Source organism: Pantoea sp. JV6 (genome assembly GCF_025910055.1).
Taxonomy (GTDB): Bacteria; Pseudomonadota; Gammaproteobacteria; order Enterobacterales; family Enterobacteriaceae; genus Pantoea; species Pantoea agglomerans.
The window spans coordinates 66,693-82,695 of the sequence record NZ_JAPCIM010000012.1 but is presented as its reverse complement, the minus strand read 5'-3'; the positions used below and the strand labels follow the sequence as shown (position 1 = coordinate 82,695).

Genomic DNA, 16,003 nt, shown 5'->3' with positions numbered 1-16,003 from the left:
TGCTGCCGACTCAGAGGGTTAGAGGTTTCATAAAGCCAGCCGCTCCTTTATCATCCCACTACCTATTTTCAGGCAACGGCTTACTGGATTCCATGTATCAACCTGTCGCGCTATTTATCGGTCTGCGTTATATGCGCGGACGAGCATCGGATCGCTTCGGTCGCTTTGTCTCCTGGCTCTCAACGATTGGCATTACGCTCGGCGTGCTGGCGATGGTCACCGTGTTATCGGTGATGAACGGTTTTGAGCGTGAACTCGAAGGCAATATTCTTGGCCTGATGCCTCAGGCGCTGATCACCAGCGACAAAGGCAGTCTCAATCCACAACAGCAACCCGCCACCTCGCTGAATCTGCAGGGTGTCAGCCGTATTGCGCCGCTGACCACCGCCAATGTGGTGCTGCAAAGCCCGCACAGCGTCTCCGTTGGCGTGATGCTGGGCATTGAGCCGGCTGAAAAAGATCCGCTTACCCCTTTCCTGGTCAATACCCGGCAGAGCGTGCTGCAGGCCGGGCAGTATAATGTCATCCTTGGCGAACAGCTGGCATCCCAGCTTGGCGTAAAACGTGGCGATCAACTGCGTCTGATGGTGCCGTCGGTCAGCCAGTTCACCCCGATGGGACGCGTGCCAAGTCAGCGTCTGTTTACCGTAGCGGGCACCTATGCCGCTAACAGCGAAGTCGATGGTTATCAGATTCTGGTCAATCTTCAGGATGCGTCGCGCGTGATGCGCTATCCGGCCGGTAATATTACCGGCTGGCGACTGTGGCTGGATAAACCGCTGTCGGTCGACAGTCTGAGTCAGCAGACACTGCCTGCGGGCCTGGTCTGGAAAGACTGGCGTGAGCGCAAAGGCGATCTCTTCCAGGCGGTGCGTATGGAGAAGAACATGATGGGCCTGCTGCTGAGCCTGATCATCGCCGTGGCTGCCTTTAACATCATCACTTCGTTAGGCCTGCTGATCATGGAGAAGCAGGGCGAAGTGGCGATCCTGCAAACCCAGGGCCTGACGCGCCGGCAAATAGTGGCGGTGTTTATGGTGCAGGGTGCCAGCGCCGGTATTATCGGCACGCTGCTCGGCACGCTGCTCGGTGTCTTGCTGGCCAGCCAGCTCAACAACTTAATGCCGGTGATTGGCCTGTTCCTTGATGGTGCCGCATTGCCGGTTGATATTAATGTGTGGCAGGTGGTCACCATCGCCCTCAGCGCCATGATTGTGGCGCTGTTGTCTACGCTCTATCCTTCGTGGCGCGCTGCCGCCGTTCAACCTGCTGAGGCTTTACGTTATGAGTAACACTCCTTTGTTGCAGTGCCGCGACCTGTGCAAACGCTATCAGGAAGGCAGCGTGCAGACCGATGTGCTGCGCAATGTGGCTTTCAGCCTCCAGCCCGGTGAACTGACAGCGATTGTCGGCAGCTCCGGTTCCGGTAAAAGTACGCTGCTGCATCTGCTCGGCGGCCTGGATGCACCGACATCGGGCGACGTGGTGTTTGATGGCCAGTCACTGAATGCGATGTCCTCGTCGGCCAAAGCGGAGCTGCGTAACCGCGAGCTGGGCTTTATCTATCAGTTCCACCATCTGCTGCCGGACTTCAGCGCGCTGGAGAACGTGGCGATGCCGCTGCTGATTGGCAAAACGGCTAAAACGGAAGCACAGGATCGCGCCCGTGAGATGCTGGCCGCGGTCGGGCTGGACCATCGCGCCGCGCACCGGCCTTCAGAACTGTCAGGCGGCGAACGCCAGCGCGTGGCGATTGCCCGGGCGCTGGTTAACCGCCCACGGCTGGTGATGGCGGATGAGCCAACCGGTAACCTCGATGCACGCAACGCCGACGCCATTTTTGAATTACTGGGCGAACTGAACGTGCGTCAGGGCACCGCGTTTCTGGTGGTGACTCACGATCTGATGCTGGCAAAACGCATGACGCGTCAGATGGAGATGCGTGATGGTCAGTTAAGCGATCAGCTCACCATGGCAGGAGCGGTGTAATGGGTTCGTCGTTATCCCTGTTGCTGGGCCTGCGCTTTAGCCGTGGCCGCCGTCGTGGCGGCATGGTGTCGCTGATTTCGGTGATCTCCACCATCGGTATTGCGCTGGGCGTGGCGGTGCTGATTATCGGTCTGAGCGCCATGAATGGTTTTGAGCGTGAGCTGAACAACCGCATTCTGGCGGTGGTGCCGCACGGCGAGATCGAGGCGGTCAATCAGCCGTTCCAGCACTGGCAGTCGATGATTGCCCCGATTGAAAAGGTGCCCGGCATTGCGGCGGCGGCGCCTTATGTGAACTTCACCGGCCTGATTGAGAGCGGCGCCCGGCTGGAAGCGCTGCAGGTAAAGGGCGTTGATCCGGCACAGGAGCCGCGCCTCAGCGCCCTGCCACAGTTTGTGGCAGATAACGGCTGGTCCTCTTTTGCCGCCGGTAAGCAGCAGATCATTCTGGGCGGCGGCATTGCTAAATCGCTGAACGTGAAGCAGGGCGACTGGATCACCATCATGATCCCCAACAACGATGGTGATAACAAACTGCTTCAGCCTAAACGTATCCGGCTTCAGGTCAGCGGTATTCTGCAACTGAGCGGCATGCTCGATCACAGCCTGGCGCTGGTGCCTCTCGCCGATGCGCAGCACTATCTGGAGATGGGTGACAGCGTGTCCGGCATCGCCCTGAAGATGACCGACCCGTTCCAGGCGGTCAAACTGGTGCGGGATGCCGGTGAAGCGACCCGTTCCTACGTCTACATCAAGAGCTGGATTGGCACCTACGGCTATATGTACCGCGACATTCAGATGATCCGCGCCATCATGTATCTGGCGATGGTGCTGGTGATTGGCGTCGCCTGCTTTAACATTGTCTCAACGCTGGTGATGGCGGTGAAGGATAAGAGCAGTGACATTGCGGTGCTCCGTACCCTCGGTGCTAAAGACCGGCTGATCCGCGCCATCTTCATCTGGTACGGTTTGCTGGCAGGCCTGCTGGGCAGCGTCAGCGGCGTGATCGCGGGCGTGCTGGTGGCGCTGAATCTGACCTCACTGGTGCGCGGGCTGGAGTCGGTTACCGGTCATCATCTGCTGGCGGGTGATATCTACTTCATTGATTTCCTGCCGTCGGAACTGCACTGGATTGATGTGTTCTCAGTATTGATTACCGCGATTCTGCTGAGCCTGCTGGCGAGCTGGTATCCCGCCAGACGCGCCAGCCGCATTGACCCGGCTCGGGTATTAAGCGGTCAGTGAAAAAATGCGGCGCGAATCCTTTCGCGCCGCATCTGTTTAAGACCTTTGCTGTTGGGCGCTGCCCTCAGCAACCGTTACTATCGGGTGATGTTAACCCGGAATCTGTTTAGAGCGGCTCGCCGCAGCTGCTACGCCAGGAGATTTTATGCGTACACCACGTCGCCGCATACGACTTGCCCGCCTGAAGAAAACCCGGAGAAAAGTGCATCAGCGCTTTCGCCAGCGCATATTTGAGCGCGATCGTCAGGCCGAACTGGCCGCCCATCCTCAGCCACATGTTGTCGTGCTGACCGGCGCAGGCATCTCAGCGGAGTCCGGCATCCGGACCTTCCGCGCCGCTGACGGCCTGTGGGAAGAGCACCACGTAGAAGATGTTGCGACGCCCGAAGGATTTCAGCGCGATCCTGCACTGGTGCAGCGCTTCTACAATGCGCGCCGCCAGCAATTGCAGGAGGCAGAGATTCAGCCTAACGCGGCCCATCTGGCGCTGGCGGAGCTGGAACAGGTATTAGGCGATAACTTTTTGCTGGTCACGCAAAACATCGACAATCTGCATGAACGTGCCGGAAACAGCCGGGTGCTGCATATGCACGGTGAACTGCTAAAAGTGCGCTGTGTCACCAGCGGTCAGGTCATTGAGTGGACCGGTGATATCACGCCGGACGATCGCTGCACCTGCTGTCAGTTCCCTTCGGCGCTGCGGCCGCACGTAGTGTGGTTTGGTGAGATGCCGCTGGGCATGGAGCAGATTTATCAGGCGCTGGAACAGGCCGATTACTTTATCGCTATCGGCACCTCAGGCCATGTCTATCCGGCCGCGGGTTTTGTCCATGAAGCCAAACTGCAGGGCGCGCATACTGTTGAGCTGAACCTGGAGCCAAGCCAGGTGGGCAACGAATTTGCCGAGCGGCATTACGGCCTGGCGAGCGAAGTGGTGCCGGAGTTTGTGCATAAGCTGCTGCGCGCGCTTTATAAGTAAGCAGGGGCGGCTATGGCCGCCTCGCCGTTTCTTGCCCGTCATACTGATTTCAGCCGCCCGGTGTTTATCAACATTGCGAGGTTTGCCGCAACAATCTCGTAATCAGCCGTTTTTTTCGGGCTTATTGCTTTCCCAAAGGTTATCGACAGCGCTAACCTGTCTGCGAATGATTTTACGCAACGTTGTAACCGGCAGGTCTGTTAATAATACCGGATGGCACTTTTAAAGGATGGGATATGGAACAGTTACTTGAGCGCTTTTTAAGTTATGTGGCCGTTGAGACCCAGGCTAAGCCGCAGGCGCGCCAGGTGCCCAGCAGTGAAGGGCAGTGGACGCTGGCGCGTCAGCTGCAGGAGGAGTTGCTGGCACTGGGTTTTGTCGATGTCTCCTTAAGCGATCACTGTTGCGTCATGGGCACGCTGCCCGCCAATGTTGACTGGCCGACGCCAGTCATCGGTTTCATCTCTCACATGGATACCTCGCCAGACTTTACGGCGAAACATGTTAATCCGCAGATTATTGAAAATTATCGCGGCGGAGACATTGCGCTGGGTAACGGCAACGAAATTCTCTCGCCGGTGATGTTCCCGGTGCTGCACAAGCTGATTGGGCATACGCTGATTACCACCGATGGCAAAACCCTGCTGGGCGCGGATGATAAAGCGGGTATCGCTGAGATCATGACGGCGATGGCGCAACTGGCTGCGAGCGATACGCCGCACGGTGCGATCCGTGTTGCCTTTACGCCCGATGAAGAGATTGGTCGCGGCACTTCTCACTTTGATGTGGAAGGCTTTGCCGCTGACTGGGCCTACACCATTGATGGCAGTGATCTGGGTGAGTTCGAATATGAGAACTTCAACGCTGCTTCGGCCACCGTAAAAATCGTCGGTAACAACGTGCACCCTGGCTCCGCCAAAGGGGTGATGGTCAATGCGCTGGATCTGGCAAACCAGTTTCATGCCGCGGTCCCGGCCAGCGAAAAACCGCAATATACTGACGGCTATCAGGGCTTCTATCATCTGCATCAGATCAAAGGCAGCGTTGAACACGCCGAGATGCTCTATATCATTCGTGACTTCGAAACGGAGAGTTTTGAACAGCGTAAACAGACGCTGCTGCAGATTGCCGCAGAGATCAACAAAACCCTGCACCCGGACTGTTCGGTCACCGTCGAGATCACCAACAGCTATCGCAACATGCGTGAAAAGGTTGAGCCGTTCCCGCACATCATCGAACTGGCTTTACAGGCGATGCGTGACTGCGGCATTGAGCCGGTAGTGAAACCGATTCGCGGCGGTACGGATGGATCGGCGCTGTCGTGGAAAGGGCTGCCTTGCCCGAACATCTTCACCGGTGGCTATAACTATCACGGCAAGCATGAGTTTGCTTCGCTGAATATCATGGCGAAATCGGTGGAAGTGATTGTGCGGCTGTCAGAGCTGGCGGCGCAGAAGAAGAATTAAATCCGCAGACACAAAAAAGGCTCTCTGCCACGGCGGCAAGAGAGCCTGATTCAGTATCAGTTCAGATTATTCGTCGCCGAAGTACCAGTAACCGGCATTGACCAGATCAGCGATCTGCGCCAGTACCGACGGGTCATCCAGCGCATCGCCCAGATCGTCCAGTGTGATGCGATAGTGGCGCGCCAGGACCGCCATCACATCGGGATGTGAACACTCAACCCGCTCACCGTTGACATAGACCGCATCGCCAATCGTCAGGACACGCAGGCCACCTAACCGGCTCAGGGTATCGCCCTGTTGCAGCGCATCATAAATTTCATCAGGCTGGTAAGGCGGTTCCGGTGGCGCGACATCGAGTTCGTGACGTGACTGGGAAATGAATTCGCCAAACCACTGAGCGAACTGCTCCGGCTGATTGACCACATCCAGCATCAACTGACGTACGCCTTCGATCTCCTGCGGCAGAATCTGCGACGGGCAATCACGTGCAGGGACATCCGGATCGCTGAAGCGCAGGCTGCCCAGCTCATTAGCCAGCGCGTAATCCGCAAAGCCGCTGATTAGCTCGCGTCCGCTGGGGGCACGGAAACCCACGGAGTAGTTCAGGGCGTTTTCCAGCGAGTAACCTTCATGCGGGAACCCCGGCGGAATATAGAGAATATCACCCGGCTCCATCTCTTCATCGATGATGGCGTCGAATGGCTCAACCTGCAGCAGATCCGGATGCGGGCAGTGCTGCTTCAGCGGCACCTTTTCACCGACGCGCCAGCGACGGCGACCGGCACCCTGAATAATAAAGACATCATACTGATCAAAATGGGGACCGACGCCGCCGCCAGGGACGGCAAACGACACCATCAGGTCATCAACACGCCAGTCAGGCAGGAAACGGAAAGGGCGCATCAGTGCGGCAGAGGCTTCATGCCAGTGATTGACCGCCTGTACCAGCAGCGACCAGTTGTTTTCACCCAAATGATCATAGCTCTCGAACGGGCCGTGGCTGACCTGCCATTTGCCATCCTGATGGCTGACCAGGCGGCTATCCACCTCGTTTTCCATCGCCAGACCGGCCAGTTCATCCGGTGAAAGAGGATCGACAAAGTTTTTAAAACCACGCTTCAGCACTACCGGGCGTTTCTGCCAGTAACGCTGAATAAAATCGGGCCAGTTAATATCGAGCTGATAGTCCATAAAAGGGTTCCGCTTAGGGCTGTAAATGCCAGCAAGTATAACAGCCCTGAGGGTTTTCTACTCGCGGCGATGTTCGACTTCCTGGCGCTGAAAGACCACTTCCATGCGTGTTCCGCCGAGTGCGCTACCGGAGGCGATGACGTTGCCCTCATATTGCTCAAGGATATCACGCACCACCGCCAGACCCAGTCCCTGACCGGGACGCAGGGTGTCGGCGCGCTGACCCCGGACAAACACTAAATCGCGCTTGCTCTCGGGAATGCCCGGACCATCATCGTCAATATAGAGATGGAGTGCATTTTCGCTCTGAAAAGCGCTGATTTCGATAAATTCCAGGCAGTACTTGCAGGCGTTATCGAGCACGTTGCCCAGCACTTCCATAAAGTCATTCTGGTCGCCAACAAAGGTCAGCTCCGGTGAGATATCCAGCGAAATCGCCACGCCTTTACGCTGATAGACTTTATTCAGGGCCGAGCAGAGCTTGTCGAGCAGACCGGAAACGGAATGCAGATCGCGCTGCAGCGGATTGTGATCGGCCTGCATACTGGCGCGATGAAGATAATAACCGACCTGCTGCGAGATACGACTAATCTGCTCCAGCATCACCGGCTCAGCCTGTTCCACCGTCAGTTCCTTGCCGTTGCGCAGCGAGCGCAGGGTGCTCTGCAACACGGCCAGCGGCGTTTTCAGGCTGTGGGTCAGGTCTGAAAGCGTGGTGCGATAGCGGGTATAGCGTTGCCGCTCATTGGTCAGCAACAGATTGAGGTTACGCACCAGACTGCGCAGTTCCTGCGGCGGATTATCCGCCAGATTTTCGCGCTGACTGGTCTCCAGTTCGCGCACCTGCTGCGTCAGCGCGCCAATCGGCCGCAGACTCCAGTGCGCCGCCAGCCACAGCAACGGAATGATCAGTATCAGGTTGGCCGCCAGCACATAGCTGAACCACGACCAGACCACATCAGAATGCTGCAACTCCTGCGGGATAGAGTCGACCACCACAATGGTGAGTGCGGGCAGATTCGTGGTGGCATCGTAACGGTTAACGGCGACCGAATGGGTAAAGGTATCGTTGCTGTCATTGTCCCAGTCGTTGAGTCGTTGCTGAGCATTCAGGTTATTGCCCATCGCCACCATGCTGGTACGGTTACTGGTATCAATCTCGTAGAAGTCAGGCTTCAGCAACCATTCACGGCGGATCTTCTTGCGGATCTCCGGCACGTCGCGTTGCTGCCACAACAGCTTGCCGTGCTCATCGTAAATAAACACCAGCGTCGGGAAGTTGAGCGTCATCCGTTCCGGCTGGGCGATGGTGAGTTTGTTGTCATGCCATTGCGCCAGCGTAAAAAACAGGTTGCTCTCGCCGCGCATCACGCGATAGGTGTTTTTATCGAAACTGACCACATAGCCAATCACCGCCACCATGCCGTAGGAGAGTGAGAGGAAGAGGACGATCGCTGCGGAGGCCAGCAGAAAGCGGGCGCGCAGCGAAATAGGGCGATAACGATTAAACCAGGACATGGTCAGAGATCAAAGCGGTAGCCCTGGCCACGCACGGTGGCGATCACGTCAGTAGGATGCAACGCCAGAATTTTTTTGCGCAGACGGCCCATAAGAACGTCGATGGTGTGGCTTTCACGCAGTTCAGCGTCAGGATAGAGCTGCAGCATCAGCGAGTCTTTGCTTACCACTTTGCCCGCGTTACGGATCAGCGTCTCGACAATGGTGTATTCAAAAGCAGTGAGCTTCACCGGCTGTTCATTGACCGTCAGTTCACGGCGGGAGAGATCAACCTGAAACGGGGCCATATCGATGATTTGCGAGGCATGTCCGCTGTTACGACGCATCAGCGCCTGCAGGCGTGCCGCGACTTCTTCAATGTGAAACGGTTTGGTGACGTAGTCATCCGCACCGGCTTCCAGCGCCTCAACTTTGGCCTGCCAGCCTTCACGGGCGGTCAGCACCAGAATCGGCTGGCGCACGGCATCGCTGCGCCAGCGGCGAATCAGAGACATACCATCTTCATCCGGCAGGCCGAGATCCACCAGCGCGATATCGGGCAGATGTTCCCGAAGAAAATAGTCAGCTTCTTTGGCGTCTTCGGCGGCATCGACCTGATGGCCCATGTCACGTAACTGGACGGCGAGATGATGGCGCAGCAGGGCATTGTCTTCAACAACCAGAACACGCATAGGAATTCCTTACACTCTGTTTGAGTCAACCTGCAGAAAGTATACGCGAAATGTATTAAACAAGATGTTAACGCAGACCGGACTGGGCCGGTCTGCGGCGGGCATTATTTCAGATCGTCAACCATCTGGATAGCGCGACCAATATAGTTTGCAGGCGTCATCTGCTTCAGACGGACTTTTTCCTCTTCCGGCAGCGCCAGGCTGTCGATAAAGGCCTGCATGCCGGCGGCATCGACGCGTTTACCGCGCGTCAGCTCCTTCAGCTTTTCATAAGGCTTCTCAATGCCGTAACGGCGCATTACCGTCTGGATCGGTTCTGCCAGCACTTCCCAGTTGTGATCCAGTTCGTCCAGCAGACGATCGCGGTTCACTTCCAGTTTCGAGATGCCTTTCAGCGTCGCCTGATAGGCGATCAGCGCATAACCGACGCCCACGCCGAGGTTACGCAGCACGGTGGAGTCGGTCAGATCGCGCTGCCAGCGTGAGACCGGCAGCTTGCTGGCCAGATGCTGCATTACCGCGTTCGCCAGGCCCAGATTGCCTTCGGAGTTTTCGAAGTCGATTGGGTTCACTTTGTGCGGCATGGTCGACGAACCAATCTCGCCCGCAATGGTCTTCTGTTTGAAATGGTTCAGCGCTACATAACCCCAGATATCGCGATCGAAATCGATCAGGATGGTGTTAAAGCGGGCGATGCAGTCGAACATTTCGGCAATATAGTCGTGCGGCTCAATCTGCGTGGTGTAAGGGTTCCAGGTGATCCCCAGCGAGGTGACGAAGTTCTCGCTCAGCGCATGCCAGTCCACTTCGGGATAGGCGGCAATGTGGGCGTTGTAATTCCCTACAGCGCCGTTGATTTTGCCCAGCACCTCAATCTGTTTCAGCTGACGTAACTGACGCTCCAGACGGTAAGCGACGTTCGCCATCTCTTTACCCATCGTCGACGGTGTAGCCGGCTGGCCGTGGGTGCGGGAGAGCAGCGGAATGTCACGATATTCGCTGGCAAGATCCTTCACAGCAGTAATCAGCTGCTGCCAGTAAGGCAGGATCACGTCACGACGGGCTGTTTCCAGCATCAGGGCGTGCGACAGGTTGTTGATATCTTCAGAAGTACAGGCGAAGTGGATAAATTCAGAAACAGCATGCAGGGCAGGGACGTCGGCAACTTTCTCTTTCAGGAAATACTCAACCGCTTTGACGTCGTGGTTGGTGGTGCGCTCAATGGTTTTGATGCGCGCGGCATCTTCTTCGGAAAAACCGGCGACAATCGCATCAAGGAAAGCGTTTGCGTCGGCATCAAATGCAGGAACTTCCTTGATCTCTGCGGTCGCGGCCAGTTTTTGTAACCAGCGAACTTCAACCTCAACGCGGAATTTCAGCAAACCGAATTCGCTGAAAATCGCACGCAGCGGGCTGACTTTATCGCCGTAACGACCATCGACAGGTGAGACGGCGGTCAGAGAGGATAATTCCATCAGTGCAACTCCTGAATCATTTAGCAGTGTTTTGCCGCACCGACTTAGTAAGTCAGTGGCAGCCGGGATAAGAGGGTTTTCGCTTCACGCAGCAAACGCTGACGCGAGAACATCAGTTGCAGTCGGCCACCACCGACCTGCTGCCACAATACGGCAGCACGGATACCGGCTAACAGGGTGGCGCGCACTTTACTCTGTACCTGCGTATTCTGCAGTACCGCAGGCGAACCGGTGACCTGAATACGCGGGCCAAGCGGGCTGATCACATCCACATAGATGGCAGCCATCGCGCTGAGAATGGTGTCTGATTCCAGTTCATAATGCGCCAGCTGGCGATCCAGCTGAGTGATGCGCTGGGCCAGCGTCGCCATGGCCGTTTTACTGGCGCTGAGCTTGCGCTCCAGCACCATCATGCTCAGGGTGTAACGCGTCAGCTCTGCACCTGCACCCTGACGACTGCTGCTGTTCAGCACCGCCATCAGGGTTTCAAGTCCGAGGCGCAGGTTGGCTTCATTGTTGCCAAACACCGCCAGCGTTGAGCCAGGATTGAGGTCCAGTACGCTGCGCAGCGATACGGTCAGCGCCTCCGGCTGGCAGTGACCCTGCTGAGCCAGCTGCTGCACCAGATGGGCCGACTGACAGATGCCCGCCAGCGCCAGCGTAATTTCCTGATAATTTTTCGCCACGGTTACTCCTGTTTACGCGTCATCAATGCGGGCTGAGCCCGCTTACTCCGCCACTAACGGCAGACGCTGTTCGATAATACCGCCACCGAGGCAGACCTCACCAAGGTAAAACACCGCAGACTGACCCGGCGTCACTGCTGCAACCGGCTCGTCGAAACGCACCTCAATCCGATCGTCGCCGTGTGGGATAATCTCACAGGGAATATCGGTCTGACGATAGCGGGTTTTCACGGTGCAGCGAAGCGGGGCGGTAATCGGCTGGCGATCAACCCAGTGCAGCTGCTGCGCAATCAGGCCGACGGACATCAGACGCGGATGATCGCCGCCCTGGGCAACAATCAGGCGGTTACGCGCCACATCTTTGTCGACCACATACCAGGGATCATCTTTGCTCTCTTTCAGGCCGCCAATACCCAGGCCTTTACGCTGTCCCAGAGTATGGTACATCAGCCCCTGATGTTCACCGACGATCTGGCCTTCGGTGGTTTCTATTTCGCCAGGCTGAGCCGGGAGATAGCGCGCCAGGAAGTCGCGGAATTTGCGTTCACCGATAAAGCAGATACCGGTCGAATCTTTCTTCTTCGCGGTGATAAGGTCCAGCTGTTCGGCAATGCGGCGCACTTCCGGTTTTTCCAGCTCGCCAACCGGGAACAGACTTTGGGCGATCTGCTGGTGGCTCAGGGTATAGAGGAAGTAGCTCTGATCTTTGTTGCCATCCAGACCGCGTAGCAGCTGGCTCTGGCCAGCCACGTCCTGACGACGCACGTAGTGACCGGTGGCGATAAAATCTGCGCCGAGATCCTCAGCCGCGAACTCCAGGAACGCTTTGAATTTGATCTCTTTGTTGCAGAGGATATCGGGGTTGGGCGTGCGGCCCGCTTTGTACTCTTCGAGGAAATGCTCAAAGACGTTATCCCAGTATTCAGCGGCAAAGTTAACTTTGTGCAGCTTCATACCCAGCTTGTCGCACACCGCTTGCGCATCCGCCAGATCGTCCGCGGCGGTACAATACTCCTCGCCATCGTCCTCCTCCCAGTTCTTCATGAACAGGCCTTCAACCTGGTAACCCTGCTGTTGCAGTAACCAGGCGGAAACGGAAGAATCGACGCCGCCGGACATACCGACGATCACTTTTTTCTGGCTGTTGTCAGACATGACACGCTCGCATTACGATAAAAAAACAGGCGGCGCATTCTATCATGCAGAAGGCAGGCGCGCACCCTCGTGAAACGGCCACCGGAACGGGCTGACCAGATGTAGCGGGTAGCGCGTGCCCTGTTGCCACAGGCGTACGCTTTCCGCGACCAGCGGCGAACGCAGGTTAGAGGCAGTGAGAATCTGCGCTGGCGGCAACCACCAGCAGCAATCGATGTCGCTGTCCTGCGGCTGGGTTGGCGCTTTTTCCGCCAGATCCACGCCAAACAGAAAACGCACAAAAGGCGTACTGTCGGGCGCGATCCACTGGTTTATCGCGATGAAATAGTGCATCGGCGTGGCGATGCCGGTCTCTTCATAGAGTTCGCGCTCTGCGGCTTCCAGCAGAGTTTCATCCGCTTCAAGATGCCCGGCGGGCTGGTTCCAGGTGGGGCGACCGTTGATCGTCTCTTCCACCACCAGTAATTCACCTTCTGCCTGAACCAGACAGGCGACAGTAACATGAGGTTTAAACATCACTTCTCCGCAATTGTTAACCTGAGGTTATAAAAAACCGGTTTCAGAGCGCACTTTCGCTGAGTTCACGCCACGCGCCCGGAGCCAGATCGTCGAGCGAATAACTCCCCATCGCGTATCGAACCAATCGCAAAGTGGGAAAGCCAATGTGGGCGGTCATCCGGCGAACCTGACGATTACGGCCTTCATACAGCGTGACTTTCAGCCACTGCGTCGGGATGTTTTTACGTTCGCGTATAGGTGGCTGACGTGGCCAGAGCCACTCAGGTTCAGCCACTTTTTCTACGCCCGCGGGCAGCGTCAACCCATCTTTCAGATTAACCCCATCCCGCAAAGGCTGCAGATCCGTCTCCTGTGGCTCGCCTTCCACCTGCACATAATAGATCTTACCTGTGCGTTTGCCGGGCTGAGTCAGCGCAGCCTGCAGCGCGCCGTCGTTGGTCAGCACCATCAATCCTTCGCTGTCGCGATCGAGGCGACCTGCGGCATAAACCTCTGCGACGCTGACAAAATCCTTCAGGGTTCGGCGGCCCGCTTCATCGGTGAACTGCGGTAACACGTCGAACGGTTTGTTAAACAGAATCACGCGGCGCGGAGCCGCAGGGCGGGCAGGGGAACGCCGCGCATCACGCGTCGGGCGGCTGAATCGTTTATCCTGGTGAATTCGTTGAGAAGTTTTTCGCATGGGCTTTGCAGTCAGAAACATTCGGCGCATTATAACGTGAAATTGCGGTGATTGGCGTGGCGGAAATATTCAAGTAGTATTGACGCGCATCTTACAAATCATTAACAAACGCCCAGGAGAGGTTAATGGAAAGCAAAGTAGTTGTTCCGGCGGAAGGTCAGAAAATCACCCTGAATCAGGGCAAGCTCACAGTGCCAAACAATCCGGTCATTCCTTACATTGAGGGTGACGGTATCGGTGTTGATGTTTCCCCGGTCATGCTGAAAGTCGTCGATGCGGCGGTGAAGAAAGCCTACAACGGCGAGCGTAAGATCTCCTGGATGGAGATTTACACCGGTGAGAAGTCAGTTGAACTCTACGGCCAGGATGTCTGGCTGCCACAGGAAACTCTCGACTTAATCAAAGAATATCGCGTGGCCATTAAAGGCCCACTGACCACGCCGGTCGGCGGCGGTATTCGTTCACTGAACGTGGCCCTGCGTCAGGAGCTTGACCTCTACGTCTGCCTGCGTCCGGTACGTTACTACAAAGGCACGCCAAGCCCGGTTAAACGTCCTGAAGAGACCGACATGGTGATCTTCCGTGAAAACTCCGAAGATATCTATGCGGGTATCGAGTGGAAAGCGGGCTCTGCCGAAGCGGACAAAGTGATCAAGTTCCTGCGCGAAGAGATGGGCGTGAAGAAAATTCGCTTCCCTGAGCAGTGCGGTATCGGCGTTAAGCCGTGTTCAGAAGCGGGCACCAAACGTCTGGTGCGCGCGGCAGTGGAATACACCATCACTAACGATCGTGATTCACTGACCCTGGTTCACAAAGGCAACATCATGAAGTTCACCGAAGGCTCTTTCAAAGACTGGGGATACCAGTTAGTGAAAGAAGAGTTCGGCGGCGAACTGATCGACGGCGGCCCGTGGATGAAGTTCAAAAACCCGAACACCGGCAAAGAGATCATCGTTAAAGATGTGATTGCTGATGCGTTCCTGCAACAGATCCTGCTGCGTCCGGCTGAGTATGACGTTATCGCCTGTATGAACCTGAACGGTGACTACATCTCTGACGCTCTGGCAGCGCAGGTTGGCGGTATTGGTATCGCACCAGGCGCCAACATCGGTGACGAGTGTGCGCTGTTCGAAGCGACCCACGGTACAGCACCTAAGTATGCAGGTCAGGATAAAGTGAACCCAGGTTCAATTATTCTGTCCGCAGAAATGATGCTGCGTCACATGGAGTGGTTCGAAGCGGCTGACCTGATTGTTAAAGGTGTTGAAGGCGCTATCGCTAACAAGACCGTGACTTACGATTTCGAACGCCTGATGGATGGCGCTAAACTGCTGAAATGTTCAGAGTTTGGTGACGCGATCATCGAAAATATGTAATCCGCATTACATAACATATAGCCAACACGGATGTAAAAATCGTGTTGGCTTTTTACTTCCCGCTTTCTTTCCCCAAAACTCTTCATAAAATCACCTTCACGCAGCAACCACAATCCAGGCTTTGCCGCGATCATCGTTATAGCGATTACTCATCTAAGCGCTTATTGCTCTCGCACCGTACTGTTTAAGACATTTTCTCAGTGAGAGTGCTGCTAAATCATTTCCCGCTGCATGGCATTTTACTCTCTCTGCAAATTGAATTGTCTGATGCCACGGTAAAAGAGTGAGTGAACGCATATCTGTCATCCACCCTGTCACACCTGATTTGTTAAACGACCCTCTGTTAATCTCTTTCAGTATCAGTTAAGCGCCCGGCATTAAATGTGTCGGGCCACGTTATTTGATCCTTACAGCTGATTCATTTTTGTAACCTGTACCACAAAAAAATAGAGTTACGCATGATCCGGTTGCCGCAGACGTGTACGCTTCTGCCGATACAGAGGGAGAGCATTATGGATGATGAAGCGGTAAGTGATGCTATTGCGGCATGTCGCCTGCTATTTGGACAGGCGGTGATGGAAATCGTGGCTGAAAATAAGCCGGTGACTGGCGAAGCCATTTCTGAAAAAATTCATCAAATGTTTACCGGAATCAACCCGGAACCCGTGATGACGCTGGCTATCAGCCTGCTGACAACCCGCGCCGACTGACCGATCCCGGTCATCAAGCCAGAGACCTCAGGCCGCCATGGGCGTAATGCCAGTTAGTTAAGCGACAGGTGATAACGCAGTCTGGTGCCGGGCAGGGGCTGGCGGTCCTCGCGCCGCTGCGCGGTTCCTTCACTTCATTCGCCTGCCTGACGGACCGCCGGGGATGGCACATCCTGTGCCGCCCCGCCTTTCGCCCGCGTCCTGCGGGCCCGCACTGCGGCTCGCTCGCCCGGAAAAAAGCTGGCACGTTTGACCGTGACAGCCTTTACAAATCTAATCTTAACTGACCAGTATTACGCCATGGGCGGCCTTTTCCTTTCTATACGCTGGCCCGGCAGGGCC

The 16,003-nt window shown here is 56.1% G+C and carries 15 protein-coding genes; 7 read left to right on the top strand and 8 right to left on the bottom strand.

Annotated features, from left to right (window positions below):
* Window positions 1-92 precede the first annotated feature (92 nt).
* The 5 genes from lolC to pepT all read left to right on the top strand — a co-directional run bounded on the left by lolC (window position 93) and on the right by pepT (window position 5,678).
* A complete protein-coding gene (lolC, locus tag OK412_RS10615; protein WP_010246284.1) occupies window positions 93-1,292 on the top strand; it encodes a lipoprotein-releasing ABC transporter permease subunit LolC in 1,200 nt (399 codons plus the stop codon).
* Window positions 1,285-1,989 (top strand): lipoprotein-releasing ABC transporter ATP-binding protein LolD, encoded by a 705-nt coding sequence (gene lolD / locus OK412_RS10610; protein WP_010246282.1) that lies wholly within the window; start codon window positions 1,285-1,287, stop codon window positions 1,987-1,989. The genes lolC and lolD overlap by 8 nt, the downstream gene beginning before the upstream one ends.
* Complete coding sequence (lolE, locus tag OK412_RS10605) at window positions 1,989-3,233, top strand: lipoprotein-releasing ABC transporter permease subunit LolE (RefSeq protein ID WP_022625849.1); 1,245 nt, start codon at window positions 1,989-1,991, stop codon at window positions 3,231-3,233. Before lolD ends, lolE begins: the two co-directional genes overlap by 1 nt.
* Before the next feature lie 145 nt (window positions 3,234-3,378).
* Window positions 3,379-4,212, top strand: coding sequence for a Sir2 family NAD+-dependent deacetylase (cobB, locus tag OK412_RS10600; RefSeq protein WP_010246278.1), 834 nt, complete (start codon window positions 3,379-3,381; stop codon window positions 4,210-4,212).
* 236 nt (window positions 4,213-4,448) lie between these two features.
* A complete protein-coding gene (pepT, locus tag OK412_RS10595; RefSeq protein ID WP_010246276.1) occupies window positions 4,449-5,678 on the top strand; it encodes a peptidase T in 1,230 nt (409 codons plus the stop codon).
* A gap of 66 nt (window positions 5,679-5,744) precedes the next feature.
* Here the strand turns inward: pepT and OK412_RS10590 are convergent, their stop codons facing one another.
* The 8 genes from OK412_RS10590 to rluE all read right to left on the bottom strand — a co-directional run bounded on the left by OK412_RS10590 (window position 5,745) and on the right by rluE (window position 13,596).
* Window positions 5,745-6,869, bottom strand: coding sequence for a cupin domain-containing protein (locus OK412_RS10590; RefSeq protein WP_010246274.1), 1,125 nt, complete (start codon window positions 6,867-6,869; stop codon window positions 5,745-5,747).
* A gap of 57 nt (window positions 6,870-6,926) precedes the next feature.
* Window positions 6,927-8,387 carry a two-component system sensor histidine kinase PhoQ gene (gene phoQ, locus OK412_RS10585; RefSeq protein ID WP_010246272.1) on the bottom strand — a complete coding sequence of 487 codons (1,461 nt, stop codon included), beginning with the start codon at window positions 8,385-8,387 and terminating at the stop codon, window positions 6,927-6,929.
* A gap of 2 nt (window positions 8,388-8,389) precedes the next feature.
* On the bottom strand, window positions 8,390-9,058 hold the full coding sequence (gene phoP / locus OK412_RS10580; protein WP_010246270.1) for a two-component system response regulator PhoP: 669 nt from the start codon (window positions 9,056-9,058) through the stop codon (window positions 8,390-8,392).
* A 104-nt stretch (window positions 9,059-9,162) separates the two neighbouring features.
* A complete protein-coding gene (gene purB / locus OK412_RS10575; RefSeq protein WP_010246268.1) occupies window positions 9,163-10,533 on the bottom strand; it encodes an adenylosuccinate lyase in 1,371 nt (456 codons plus the stop codon).
* 44 nt (window positions 10,534-10,577) lie between these two features.
* The gene (gene hflD, locus OK412_RS10570; protein ID WP_010246266.1) at window positions 10,578-11,219 is read right to left on the bottom strand and encodes a high frequency lysogenization protein HflD; all 642 of its coding nucleotides are present in this window, start codon (window positions 11,217-11,219) and stop codon (window positions 10,578-10,580) included.
* 42 nt (window positions 11,220-11,261) lie between these two features.
* Window positions 11,262-12,374 (bottom strand): tRNA 2-thiouridine(34) synthase MnmA, encoded by a 1,113-nt coding sequence (gene mnmA, locus OK412_RS10565; RefSeq protein WP_010669869.1) that lies wholly within the window; start codon window positions 12,372-12,374, stop codon window positions 11,262-11,264.
* A gap of 42 nt (window positions 12,375-12,416) precedes the next feature.
* Window positions 12,417-12,890, bottom strand: a complete 474-nt coding sequence (locus OK412_RS10560; RefSeq protein WP_010246262.1) for an NUDIX domain-containing protein — start codon at window positions 12,888-12,890, stop codon at window positions 12,417-12,419.
* A 43-nt stretch (window positions 12,891-12,933) separates the two neighbouring features.
* A complete protein-coding gene (rluE, locus tag OK412_RS10555; RefSeq protein WP_264353158.1) occupies window positions 12,934-13,596 on the bottom strand; it encodes a 23S rRNA pseudouridine(2457) synthase RluE in 663 nt (220 codons plus the stop codon).
* A gap of 104 nt (window positions 13,597-13,700) precedes the next feature.
* On the opposite strand from rluE, the gene icd reads away from it, so the two are divergent.
* Window positions 13,701-14,951, top strand: coding sequence for an NADP-dependent isocitrate dehydrogenase (icd, locus tag OK412_RS10550; protein ID WP_010246256.1), 1,251 nt, complete (start codon window positions 13,701-13,703; stop codon window positions 14,949-14,951).
* Between the two features lie 512 nt (window positions 14,952-15,463).
* Complete coding sequence (locus OK412_RS10545) at window positions 15,464-15,661, top strand: hypothetical protein (RefSeq protein WP_010246253.1); 198 nt, start codon at window positions 15,464-15,466, stop codon at window positions 15,659-15,661.
* The last annotated feature ends 342 nt before the right edge of the window (window positions 15,662-16,003 follow it).